General features: G+C 70.7%; 7 protein-coding genes and 1 tRNA gene. 1 reads left to right on the top strand and 7 read right to left on the bottom strand.

Translation table 11 applies throughout. The annotated features are described in order from the left end of the window. Positions 1-16: 16 nt before the first annotated feature. Positions 17-1351 carry a DUF2254 domain-containing protein gene (locus AB0O76_RS23205; RefSeq protein WP_365494372.1) on the bottom strand — a complete coding sequence of 445 codons (1335 nt, stop codon included), beginning with the start codon at positions 1349-1351 and terminating at the stop codon, positions 17-19. A 140-nt stretch (positions 1352-1491) separates the two neighbouring features. Between AB0O76_RS23205 and AB0O76_RS23200 the strand changes: the two genes are divergently transcribed. After that, a tRNA-Leu gene (locus AB0O76_RS23200) sits at positions 1492-1576 on the top strand. 79 nt (positions 1577-1655) lie between these two features. Here AB0O76_RS23200 and AB0O76_RS23195 read toward each other — a convergent pair. The 6 genes from AB0O76_RS23195 to AB0O76_RS23170 form a co-directional block, all read right to left on the bottom strand. After that, positions 1656-2432: a hypothetical protein gene (locus AB0O76_RS23195; protein WP_365494369.1), complete on the bottom strand. Its 777-nt coding sequence runs from the start codon at positions 2430-2432 to the stop codon at positions 1656-1658. A 320-nt stretch (positions 2433-2752) separates the two neighbouring features. Further along, a complete protein-coding gene (locus AB0O76_RS23190) occupies positions 2753-3580 on the bottom strand; it encodes a phytanoyl-CoA dioxygenase family protein (RefSeq protein WP_365494366.1) in 828 nt (275 codons plus the stop codon). After that, a complete protein-coding gene (locus AB0O76_RS23185) occupies positions 3577-5448 on the bottom strand; it encodes a non-ribosomal peptide synthetase (protein WP_365494363.1) in 1872 nt (623 codons plus the stop codon). The genes AB0O76_RS23190 and AB0O76_RS23185 overlap by 4 nt, the downstream gene beginning before the upstream one ends. Continuing rightward, entirely contained in the window at positions 5441-9247 is a 3807-nt protein-coding gene (locus AB0O76_RS23180) for an amino acid adenylation domain-containing protein (protein WP_365494360.1), read from the bottom strand. Before AB0O76_RS23180 ends, AB0O76_RS23185 begins: the two co-directional genes overlap by 8 nt. Further along, positions 9244-10284: a TauD/TfdA family dioxygenase gene (locus tag AB0O76_RS23175; RefSeq protein WP_365494357.1), complete on the bottom strand. Its 1041-nt coding sequence runs from the start codon at positions 10282-10284 to the stop codon at positions 9244-9246. Before AB0O76_RS23175 ends, AB0O76_RS23180 begins: the two co-directional genes overlap by 4 nt. Continuing rightward, a complete protein-coding gene (locus AB0O76_RS23170; protein WP_365494354.1) occupies positions 10281-12137 on the bottom strand; it encodes a radical SAM protein in 1857 nt (618 codons plus the stop codon). The genes AB0O76_RS23175 and AB0O76_RS23170 overlap by 4 nt, the downstream gene beginning before the upstream one ends. Position 12138: the final 1 nt, after the last annotated feature.

Here is a 12138-nt window from a genome sequence, read left to right as displayed (position 1 = left end):
GTGGGGAGTCGGTCGACTAGCCGATTCCCTGCCGGTCGGGGAGCAGGGCGAACGCGCGGTCCGCCGACTCCGGGACCGTGCGGTCCACCGCCTGCGCGAGCAGCTCGCGGTGGCGAAGGAGGGGCTCGCGGCGCTCCTCGGGTGCAAGGCGCAGCAGATCGTCGAGGCCGGCCAGCATGCGGCGCGTGACCTGCGGATTGCCGATCGCGCAGCCACGGATCTCGGCGAACCCGAGGTCCACCAGAGCGGTCCAGTCCGGCACCGGCTGCACCAGGCGCACCGCCCCGCGCCGGTCACGGTGGCGCAGGGCGCCCAGCGGATACCGGGCCACCGACGCGAGGAACTGGACGATGCGGTCGAGGGCCTGCACGGCGGTGGTCGGATCGTTCACCGCGGGTGAAAGCGCCCGCAGCGCGATGTCGGCGAGTTGGCGAAGCCCGAAGCCGAGGTCCTGGTGGAAGGTGCGTTCCACGCCCACCGAGACGGTGTACCGCAACGCGCGTGGGGAGGGCGCTGCCCCGCCGTGGACCGTGAACACCGGGGTCCCCGGCACCATGAAGTCGCCGATGCGCGGGACGAGCCGCAGCACGACGCCCTGCCGTCGCGCCGCACGCACGACCCGGGCGATGTGCACGTCCCGTAGCACCCCCGCTCGCCCGCGGTGGGTGATCCGCGCGGTCTCCGGGCCGAGACGTTCGCCGTCCACCGCGCCCTCGGTCGGGTGCTTCACCGCCACCCGGAACGACTCCCGCGCGATCCGGTCGATCACGAAGCTGATCCGCATCATGCGGAGCGTCCCGTTCACGTAGGCGACGAACAGCAGAAGGCTCAGCAGCACCATCACCATCGCCAGGACGGACTCGATCAGCGGGACGGTCGTCAGCTTCCGTGGGTCGGTCTCGCTGTCGAACGACGTCAGCGTCATCAGGGAGAAGAGGAACGTCGCCAGGAAGACGGTCAGCGTGATCTTGGTGATCCGCGACCTGACGTACAGCCGCACCACGCGCGGACTGAACTGCCCGCTCGCCATCTGCACGGCCACCAGCGAGATGCTGAAGACGACACCGATGAACGTCATCATCGCCGAGCCGATGGTGCTGATCACCGCCTTCGCGTCCTCGGCGATCGACATCAGGGACTCGACGGTTTCGTAGTCCTCGGCGTCCTTCGCCGCCGTCACGATGTGGGTGTCCAGCTCGGCCGCCACCCACCACAGCACCATGGCGCCCACCAGGCCGGCGGTCGGCGCAAACCACATGGTGTCCCGCAGATGCTCGCGCAACGGGGACAGCAGCCGGGGCCGCCGCACCTTCACGTCACCCAGCACTCCAGTAATCATCCCGTCACTCATGGTGAGACTGTAGATGCGGCGGAACGGGGTGCCGGGCATCCGCCTGCCGACCGGCGGATACGCAGGTGAAAGGCACTCCGAAAGCTTGGTATTGTTGTCCATGTCGCCGCGGGGAACACCACGCGAACGGCAAACACCTAGTCCGGGTGGCGGAATGGCAGACGCGCTAGCTTGAGGTGCTAGTGCCCTTTATCGGGCGTGGGGGTTCAAGTCCCCCCTCGGACACGCAGCAGTACAGCATCCGGTGCTGGCCGACTCTCGGCCAGCACCGTTTGCGTTGGCGGCCGCCAGGGCGGCGCCTTCGTCAGCGTGGCCGGGACTGCCAGGCCCGGGCGAACAGTTCGGGTAGTGGGCCGGTGGTGGGGCTGGTGAGCACCTGCTCGCGGTCGGGAGAAAGACCGGCGCCGAGCAGGTCTGCCTTCCAGGTTTCCAGTCGGGCGGCGGCCGCCTTGTGCCGGGCGGGCGTCCAGTCGTTCCAGCGGCGGATGTTGCGGTCGGTTGGTGCGGGCAGCGCGAGTAGCTGGAGGTAGAGGGTCGCGGCGTCGGTATCGAGGCCAAGATCGGCGGCGGCCTTGGCCACGGTGTCGGGGGCCGAGGCGCGCGGGTCCGTTTCGTAGCTGCCGGGCGGCAGCGCCCCGGAGCTGATCCTTTCCTCCAGGCGGCGGCACTCGGGGCCACGCAGCCAACGTACGAGGGAGAGGAGGGATCCCTCGCGGTCGACGGCGGAATCCAGGCGCTGTGAACGCTCGTCCTTGCCGTACTGGGCCGGCCGGAAGTAGATGCCCGGCGACTCGCGGGCGCCCCGCCGGTCGATGCCGCCCTCCGCGATCACGGTGAGCCCGTCGTCGAGCGTGGGGTGATCGAGGGGGGTGCGGGCCTCTCGGTACTCATGGGCGCCGGGGAAGCTCGGTGCCAGGTCCGCCACGGTCAAGGCGCGCAGTGAGCATCCCCGGGTGTCCAGGAGCATCTCCGGGTGGGCAAGGCGTTCGCGCAGCAGCGCGGCCACCTCGGGCAGGCCTTCACGGACCGGGTCCCCGCCCGGCAGTTCGGCGTAGATCCACGGCATCGCGTGGCACGTCACGGCGAGCAGTTCCTTGAAGCGGAACCCGTCCTCGCCCTCCCAGCCGTGGCCGATGACGCTGCTCGCCCGCGCCCGGTGTCGGTGTCCCGGGTCAGCACGGCGTTGCTCGTGGGGTCGGTGAACACCGTGCAGACCGCGGCCGGGGCCATGCGCACCGACTCGTGCTCGGTCGCCACCGCGAGCGTCGCCTCCGAGACGGCCGGGCGTGTGCCCTGCTGCGAGCGCCAGACCTCGGCGATCCGCTCGGCGAGCGCGGTCTGCCCGCCGGGGTTGATGCCTGCTGCGGGCCGCCTTCAGGCCGCCGTTGACGGGAAGCGCCCCTACGGGACGCGTTCGAGCGGGAGGTGGTCGTCCCACCGCGGCTTCAGCTGGTCCGTGTTCCGGCCCACCAGGAATTCGGGGCGGGTCGGATGGGGCGGGGCGTTGTCGATGGAGTTGTACGACACCATAAGGAGTGCCCGCCGGTCCGGCGAGGTGTTGTCCGACGAGGAGTGCACGATGTTCGGGTGGAAGGCCTGGATCGTGCCCGCCGGGCCGGTCGCCCGGGTGCTGCCGAAGGTCCCGATCAGTTCCTGGGCGCGGGCGTCGTCCATGACGTGCTCGGGATCCGCCGCGAAGTTCTTGCGCCAGTCCCCGCTGTCGCCCCGCGTGATCTTGCCGGGGCCGAGATATCCCACGTGGTGAGAGCCGGGGATGAGCATCAGCGGACCATTGCCCTCGTGGACGTCGTCCAGCGGTACGGCGAGCGTGACCGCCGCGGGCGTCGGCAGGCCGTCCTCCGCGTTCCAGAAGGCGAAGTCCTGGTGCCAGGGCCAGGCCTGGCCCTCCCTGGCCTGCTTCAGATTCACCTTGAACTGGTAGACGTACACCGGCGTCCCGGTCAGCGCTTCGGCAAGGGCCAGGAGATAAGGGTGGCGTACGAGCGCCGCGTACGCCTCGTCGAACTCGTGGCAGCCGTGCACCGCGCGGACCGCCGTGCTGTCCGGCTCGTGGACCACCTCAGGACCGCCTCGGCGGCAGATGGCGTCCAGGCTGTCGCGGAGCAGGCTCACCGCGGGGCCGGTGAACCGGAACGGCGAGTGGCACCAGCCGTTCTCCTCGTACTCCGCGATCAGCTCTGCCAGATGTCCGTCGTCGGTTTCGATCACGAATCCAGCCTCACCGGTTGTTGGGACATGGGTCGGGGTGTGTCCGGCTGCTCCTGGATGCCCGACTGCTCGCCGATCCACTCGGCCATCGCGGAGATCGTCGGCCGCGAGATGAACGTCTCCAGGTCCGCGTACGCACCGAAGCGCTCGTTGATCCGGGAGATCAGCACCGCGGCCAGCAGTGAAGTGCCGCCCAGCTGGAAGAAGTTGTCGTTGAGCGCGATGTCCTTCGCGTCGAGGACGTGCTCCCACAGCAGCGTGAGATCACGCTGCACCCCGTCCTCGGCCGGGCCGACGCCGCTGCCCGCCCTGCCCGTGACCGTCAACTCGCGGGTGGCCAGGGCCTGGCGGTCGAGCTTGCCGCTGGGCGTGAGAGGCAGCCGGTCCACCGGGACGAACGCCACCGGCAGCATGTACTCGGGCAGGGTCTCGCCGAGCCGGTCCCGGAGGTCGTCCGGCAGCGGCGACCGTCCCACGACATAGGCGACGAGGCGCTTGCCCGCCGTGCGGCTCTCGTTCACCACGACCGCGGCGTCGGCCGCTTCCGGCAGTGCCCTGACCGCCGACTCGATCTCGCCGAGCTCCACGCGGTATCCGTGGATCTTCACCTGCCCGTCGTCGCGGCCGAGGAAGTGGATCCGTCCCTGGTCGTCGACCCGGCCCGCGTCCCCGGTCCGGTACACCCGCGATCCCGGCGGTCCCAGCGGATCGGGCGTGAAACGCTCCGCGGTCAGTCCGGGGCGGTTGAGGTAGCCACGGGCGAGCACCGGCCCGCCGATGACGATCTCACCGGTGACTCCGGCCGGGACCGGGGCGCCGTCTCCGTCCAGAACCCGCACGCGCGCGGCGTCGATGGACCGGCCGATGGGGGCGCGCTCCGGCCAGGACGCGGGGTCGCCGGACAGCCGCAGGGCCGTCACGTTGTGCGTCTCCGACGGGCCGTACTGGTTGTGCAGCGCGACGCCCGGAAGAGCGTCGAAGAACCGCCGCACGGCGGGAGTGATGTAGAGCTGCTCGCCCCCGCAGACGACCTCTTGGAGCGAGCGCGGATGGCGGCCCACGTCCTGGGCCGTGTGGGCGAGGGCCTGCAGGGCCACGAACGGCATGAACACGCGGTGCACCCGCTGCTCGTCCAGGAAGCGCAGGAGCCGGTGGGAGTCCCGGCGTATCTCCTCGTCGATCAGTACGAGGCAGCCGCCGGTGCCCCACGTGCTGAACATCTCCTCGAAGTGGACGTCGAAGCTCGCCGCCGCGAACTGGAGAGTTCGGGATCCGACCCCGGATGTGAAGGTCTCACGCTGCCAGGAGATCAGGTTGCGCAGCGGGCCGTGCGGCATGGCGACGCCCTTGGGAGTGCCCGTGGATCCCGATGTGTAGATGACGTACGCGAGATCGTCGGCGGTGGCGGTGAGGGGCAGCTGCCCGTCGCCGGCGCTGGGTATGTCGTCGTCGAGCAGCACGACCCGCGTCCCGGACGGCACGGGTGGCAGTCCCTTGGGCGTGCGGTGCGTGAGCAGTACGCGCATTCCGCTGTCCCGCATCATGAAGTCGAGGCGCGCCTCGGGGTAGGCGTGATCCAGCGGCATGTACGCGGCGCCGGCCCGCAGCGCGGCCAGGATGGCGATCGGGAGCCGGAACGACCGGTCGGTGCGGATACCGACGACCGTGCCGGCGACGGAGAGGCCCTGCAGGTGGGCGGCCAACGTGTCTGCGGCGCACCCGAGTTGCTCGTACGACAGTTGGCGTCCCCGGTATTCCACCGCGGGCAGTTCGGGTGACGTGCGGCGTGTGTCGTCGAAGTACTGCAGCACTGTCCCCGTTGGCGAGGGTGTCGGCGGGGGTGGTGTGGCGCGGGCTTCGTCAGGCATGGGGAATGTCCGTCTCCTGAAGTGTCTTCTCCATTTCCGCTGCCAGTGCGGCCACGAACGGCTCGTCCAGCATGGAGTAGTGGTCACCGGCGATCACGCGTGGCGGTGAGAGTGCCGGACACAGCTCCGCCCAGGCCGCGCCTGCCGCAGCCCGCATCCCGGGGTCGCTCTCCTGCGCCTGCAACAGAGCCGTCGGACCGGCGTACGGTGCCGGACGGTACCGTCGGGCCGCGCGGGTGTAGGCGTCGCCAGGCCCCGATCCGGTGTCGGCCGGGAGCTGGTCGGCCAGGTAGCTGTCGACAAGGACCAGCATGGCGACCTGCTCCCCGAGCCGGGTGAGTCGCTGGGCCATCTCCAAGGCGACGAGGCCGCCCATCGACCAGCCCATCAGAAGGTACGGGCCGTGCGGCCGGGCTCCTCGGACCACGGCGAGGTGACGCTCCGCCAGAGCCTCGACATCGACCTCCGGATCGGCCTCCGCCCCCTGCGGAGCCCCGTCGTGCACGGCGTACAGCGGACGCAGCAGCACGGACCCACCGGCGAGATTCCGGAAGCCGATGGCATCCCCGCCACCGGGGATGCAGAACAGCGGCGTCCCCTCGCCCCGGCTCTGGAGCGTGATGAGGGAACGCTCGCCGCCGTCTGCTCCGTCGGTACCGCGGAGCAACGCGGCCAGCGCCCTCGGGGTCGCAGGATCGACCGGTGGCCCGTCGACAGCCTCTGTCTCCTCGAACAGCACCGACACCGGCAGTTCCGCGGAGAACGCGGCGTTGATCCTCGCGATCAGCCGCACCGCCAGGATCGAGTGGCCGCCGAGGTCGAAGAAGACGTCGTCCACACCGACGGAGGGGAGCCCGAGCAGGTCCGCGAAGACGGCCGCGACCTTCGCTTCCAGAGCGTCCTGAGGCGGGGCGGACGTCTGCGCGCGAGCGTCTCGCGGGGTGTCGGCCGCGAGCAGCGCGTCGCGATCGATCTTGCCGTTCGCCGTGAGGGGCAGCCCGTCGAGCCAGACGTACGAGGCGGGGACCATGACGGACGGCAGACGCTCGGCGAGATGGCCGCGCAGTTCCGACGGCGCGACCGCTCCCGTGGCCGCGGCCGAGAGGAACGCGGTGAGCCGGCCGCCGTCCGCACCGCCCGCACCCTCCGCACCGTCCGTACCCTCCGAACCGCCCGGCCCGAGCACCACGGCCGCCTCGCGGACGGACGGGTGTCCGAGCAGCGCCCGCTCCACCTCGGCCGGCTCCACACGGACGCCACGCACCTTGATCTGCTCGTCCCGGCGGCCGAGGCAGTGCAGCGTCCCGTCGGGGGCGCAGTAGCCGATGTCACCGGTCCGGTAGAGCCGTTGCCCGGGTTCGTCGGAGAAGGGATGCGGTACGAAGCGTTCCGCCGACCCGGCCGGATCGCCGACGTAGCCGCGCGCCAGGCCGATGCCGCCCACGCAGATCTCGCCGAGCGCCCCGACCGGCACCGGGGCCAGGCGGCTGTCCAGGATGTAGATGTCGCTGCCGTCCACAGGGCGGCCGATCGGTACGTCGCCGACCGCGGGATCATCGGCCGTGATCTCGTGGACGGCGCATCCCACCGCGGTCTCCGTAGGGCCGTACTCGTTGAAGATCCGTGGGGGCGCCGCGTGCTCGCGCCACGGTGCGATGTGCTCCCAGGAGAGGTTCTCGCCGCCCAGGACGAGGGAGCGCGTGACTGTGGAGGTGGCATCGGGATCGAGCGCGTGGTTGATCACGTTCAGGTGCGAGGGCGTCAGTTTGAGCAGGTCGAGGCCGGTGCGTCGGCCCAGTTCACCGGTGAGGTCGAAGACATTGCGCCAGGCCGGATCCAGGTGCACCGTACGCCCGCTGACCAGGGGCACGAACAGGCTCGTCACCGTCAGGTCGAAGGCCACGGAAGAGTGCACCATGGCCCCCGTCCCCTCCTCGTGTCCGTACGTCCGGGCCGCCCAGAGCACGTAGTTGGAGAGGGCGCGGTGGGGCAGCATCACGCCCTTGGGAACGCCCGTGGAGCCGCTGGTGAACAAGATGTAGGCGAGGTTCTCCGGTGTCACCTCGGGCTGTGGGCCGACCGGTTGCTCCGTCGCCCGCAGTCCGTCCACGTTCAGGCAGCGGATCGCGCCGAACCGGTCCTGCGCCGTGTCGGGGCCGGTGAGGATCAGGGAGCACCCCGAGCGCGCCAGCATGTCCGTGGTCCGGGTCGGCGGTAGGTCCGGATCGAGCGGCAGATAGGCGCCGCCCGCCTTGAGTACGCCCAGCATCGCCACCAGAAGGTGACGGGTGTGCCCGATGGCTATCGCCACCGGTTGGTCCGGTCCGACGCCGTACTGCCGCAGCGCCAGGGCCACTTGGTCGGCCTGCTCGTCCAGTTCCCGGTAGGTCAGCCGGGCCGCAGGGTCCGCGACGGCGACGGCGTCCGGCGATTGCCGGGCCTGACGCTCGATGATCTGGTGCAGGCACGACGGCGTCTGCCGGGTGTCACGGCCGTGGTCGGCTGCGGTCCGCACGATGTGGCGGCTGTGCTCGTCGAGCAGGCCGATGGTGTCGAGCGGGGCCGACGGGGCGGCGACGGCCCCTTCCAGCAGGGTCAGGTACTGCCCGGCGAGGCTCCGCACGTAGTCGGCGGGGAACTCGCCATCGCGGTAGCGCCACACCAGGCGCAGCGAGTCGTCGCCCGTGATGCTCTCGAGTTTCACCGCACACGGCTCGGCCTCGATGTCGTCCCAGGCCAAGGTGAAGGTGACGCCGTCGGCATGCTCGGCAGGTGCCTCATCCTTCGCTTCGTACGCGGCTGTCCAGTCGGTCGGGTCGGTGGCGTACGACGCCGGTATGCGCTCGGCGGCACGCTCGGAGTTCGTCCGTTCGTCCTGGACCTGGGCCAGGAGACCGGAGAAGGTGGCGGCCGCGTCCGGCCCGGTGCGGATCGGCGACCAGTGGGTGAAGTGACCGGCGCAGTCGCTCAGTTCGTCGTACGGGCGTCCTGGGAGGGCGGTCGCGACGGTGACGTGGGATCGGTCGGTGATCCTGCGCAGGAGAGTCAACAGGCAGGTGAGCAGGACGACTTCGGTCGTGACGCCATGCTGCTTCGCGCATTCCCGCACGGCCCGCGCCAGCGGGAGCGGCACGGTGCGGTTCAGGCGGGTGACGGCGGGCCCGGTGAGCGCCTCGGCCTGCCGTAGAGGCAGGTCCACAGGAGCACCGTGCGCAGGTTGGGCGTCGCTCCCGGCCACCGGCCCGGCAGCATCCTGCTCGAACTGCCATTGCGCGTACTGGATGTATTGCAGAGGCGCGGCGTCCGGTGAACGCCCGTCGTAGGCGAGGGCGAGCTCGGCCACGAGGCGGCGCAGGGTCAGGCTGTCCGTGGACAGACCCGAGGTCGTGATCAGCAGGGCGTGGCGCTGGTCGGAGAGCCTGAGCAGCCGTGCGCGCAGCGGGGCGGCACCGTCGATGCCCGCCGGGCGCAGACGCTCGGACCGCGCCGCGGCGTCCAGTTGCCCGGGGATGTCCCCGTCGGGCAGCGCCCGCACGTCCTGTGCCGTCCACTCGACGTTCGCACCGCCCTCCCGGCCGATGTCCGCGAGCGCGGTGTTCGCCCCCGGCACCCGGCGGTACCGCGCCCGCAGCGCTCCATGGCGGTCGGTGACCGTGCGCAGTGCGTCGGCAAGACGGTCCGGATCGAGGGCGCCGTCGATGTGGAGCAGTGCCTGTGCCCATCCGGGGGAGGAGGACTCGTACGCCTGCCAGATGCGCTGCTGCTGGAACGACAGCCGGAATCCCTCGACCCCCGTCATGCGAACCGCACCATGTCGCCCATGGCCACCAGGAGTTCGCGTGGTCCGCTGAAGGGGTTGCGGGCATGGGCGACCAGGATGTTGTCGAGCACCAGGACGTCGCCCCTCTCCCAGGGGAAGCAGACTTCGAGCTCGGCGTACACCCGGCATATCTCGGCCATCGCCTCGTCGGGGATGGGGGATCCGTCGCCGAAATGGCACTGCCTCGGCAGCGTGTCCGGGGTGTGGGTGGCTTCGAGCGCCGCCCTTGTCGCGGGGTCCAGGCAGGCAGGGTGCCAGTGCTGGGCCTGATTGATCCAGGACCACACGCCGGTTCTCGGGTGCCGGACGGCGGCAGGACGTACCGCCTCGGTACGCAGGCGGTCACCGTCCCAGGCGGAGCGCAGACCCTGCTCGGTACAGCGCGCCTCGGCCTCGCGCCGGTCGTCGGTGCGCAGTACCTCACGCCAGTCGAGGCCGAGCCCTGTCCCGTAATGGCGGACGTACATCACGCCCTTGGCCAGGAACTCGGACCGAAGGTCCGCGTCGAGCCGCCGGAAGACCTGCCGGCTGTCGACGATCGGGGTCTCGCCACCGGAGGCGGCGGGCCGCGCGCAGCAGAACATGATGCGGGCGGGTCCGGTGTCGTTGAAGGAGTTCTCGGTGTGCCACAGCAGTTTCTCCTCCGGCGGGAAGAACACCGGCGATGAGATGCTGCCGCTCAGCGAGGCCCGGGGATGCTCGCCGTTGTCGCGGTACAACTCGTCGACGAGCGCGGCGGCGAGGGGTTCCAGGTCGTGTGTGGTGGTGACCGAGAACCCTCGGAGCAGTACGGCGCCGTGGTTGTCGAGGGTCTCGTCGAGCCAGGTACGCGCGTTGGCGGCCCAGGCCGCGACGTCGACGCCTGCGGCGGTCGGCCGGACGACCAGGGGCGGTTCGCCCGGAGTCGCGAGCGGCGCATGGCTGACGAGCGAGTCGGAGGTGAAGCTGACCTGGGCGGGAACGACCTGCCGGAGTCCTGCCGGGCCCGGCATCCCCCCGCGCGGTGGATTCGTCACGCGGGCTCCTCCTGGTGCAGCGCCCGCCCGAGGCGGTCGGCGGCGAGCAGATACAGGGCTTCGACGTCCTTGCCGGTGATCGCGGAGAACTGATGGGCGGTCTCGAAGGCCGGGTGGCGCACCAGCTTCTCGCGGTAGTCGGGCAGCGCGGCGCCCGACTGGAGCATCTGGAGCCATTGACGGGTGCCGGGGTAGGGGCTGTTGACGTTGAGGGCGACGCAGCCGTCGGGGATGCAGCCCTCCCGGTGCAGTTCGGCGATGAGGTCGAGCGTGAGCAGCCGCTGTTCGGGCGTTTCCCCGAGGCCGAACTGCAAGGACGTACCGACCCGGATCCCGGCCTCGCGGCACCAGTGGGCCACGTCCCGGAAGCGCTCGGTCCAGTCGCCCTCGGACACCAGAAGCAGCTGGCGGACCTTCTGGACGCGTACGGCGTCGGGTTCGGCCGATTCGACGCCGAAGTACACATAGCTGCAGCCCGCCCCTGCCATGCGCCGCAGGAGATCGCGGTCCACGTCGTTGACGGTGGTCTGGCAGCCCCATTCGAAGGTGCCGTGCTCGGCGGCGAGGCCCTCGAGGAGGGTCAGGAACTCGGTCAGCCAGCGGGGGTTCTGGGTGAAGGTGCTGTCGTCGAAGAACACCGCCTCGAAGCCCTGGTCGATGCGGAGCCGGATCTCGCCGATGACGTGCTGCGGAGACCGCTGGCGGATCTTGGGCTGCTCATAGAGGAACGCGTCGGCGGACTCGTGGCAGAAGGAGCACGCGTACTTGCATCCAAGGCACGCCATGATCTGCGCGGTTCGGCGATGCCCGAAGACAGGGAAACGGTTCTCGTGCGTCATCCGGGTCACGTCGATGTACGGGAGCCGGTCGCCGTCGATCGGGACGCCGCTGAGCGGCATCGACTCGATGCGCTGCGCGTTCCAGTCGTAGATGAACAGGCTGCCCACGCCCGGCAGTTCGGCGAAGCGGTCCGGCTCGGCGAGCATGCGCTTCTTGACGGTCTCGGCGTCGGCGGGCAGGCAGTCCGCCACCACCTTGAGCACCTCGGGCAGCGCGAACGCGGAGTCCCCCGCGAACACGACGTCCATGAGCTCCCGTTCCTCGGGGCGGGCGAAGGTCTGCAGTGCGGTGAGCCGGCCGAGTTCCTCCGCGCCGATCCGGAAGTCGTCGTGGCTCGCCTGGCGGCGGCCGCTCATGTCGGCCACGCGGCGCGAGGCCGCCCGGTAGGCGTCCGGGTTCACGGCGTCCTCGTGCTGGCCGCCGAGCAGGACGATGGCCTGCGGGCACTCCTTCTTGACCGTCGCCGCGATGCGCAGGGCGAAGTGGTGGCCCTCGGAGAGGTTGCTGATGCCGACCACGACAGGGCGGTGCTCGCGCAGACAGGCGACGAGTTCCTGCTCGAAGGCGGCGGAGTAGGCGGGCGGGTTGAGGACGGCCACGACGTCGGGGACGCGTGCGCCGGGGAACTCGTCGATGCGCAGCATCCGGTCGAGGACGCAGGTCGCGTAGAGCAGCGGCGTCGGCATACCGGGGAAGGCTCCGGTCGCGCCTTCCTCGATGTGCGGGGCGCTGACGAAGAGGACCGGGAAGTACTTGATGCGCCTCCGCTCCGCGTCACGGCGCGGGTCTTCGGGCCCGGCCGCGGTCGGGCCGATGCGGGCGTCGATCTCGTGTTCAAGGGCGGTCTCGCGGCGCAGTGCCTCCTGCGAGACGGTGCGGGGGTCCTCGCCGTCACCGGGGTGCCAGCGCCAGAGCTTCTCCTCCTCGTACAGCTCACGGTCTATTCGGTCGGCGCGCGCCTTGCGCACACTCTGCGCAAGCGCCTCCGGAACGGCGATCGGTGCGGGGTCCATG

This window comes from Streptomyces sp. NPDC086554, assembly GCF_040686095.1.
In the GTDB taxonomy this organism is placed as follows: domain Bacteria; phylum Actinomycetota; class Actinomycetes; order Streptomycetales; family Streptomycetaceae; genus Streptomyces.
Note: the sequence above shows the minus strand (reverse complement) of the source record. Positions and strands in the feature narration are given on the sequence as shown.

Bases quoted from the DNA above. Each gene is read 5' to 3' on its own strand.
- AB0O76_RS23205 (WP_365494372.1), bottom strand. From the start codon at position 1,351: ATGAGTGACGGGATGATTACTGGAGTGCTGGGTGACGTGAAGGTGCGG.
- AB0O76_RS23185 (WP_365494363.1), bottom strand. From the start codon at position 5,448: ATGCCTGACGAAGCCCGCGCCACACCACCCCCGCCGACACCCTCGCCA.
- AB0O76_RS23180 (WP_365494360.1), bottom strand. From the start codon at position 9,247: ATGACGGGGGTCGAGGGATTCCGGCTGTCGTTCCAGCAGCAGCGCATC.
- AB0O76_RS23170 (WP_365494354.1), bottom strand. From the start codon at position 12,137: ATGGACCCCGCACCGATCGCCGTTCCGGAGGCGCTTGCGCAGAGTGTG.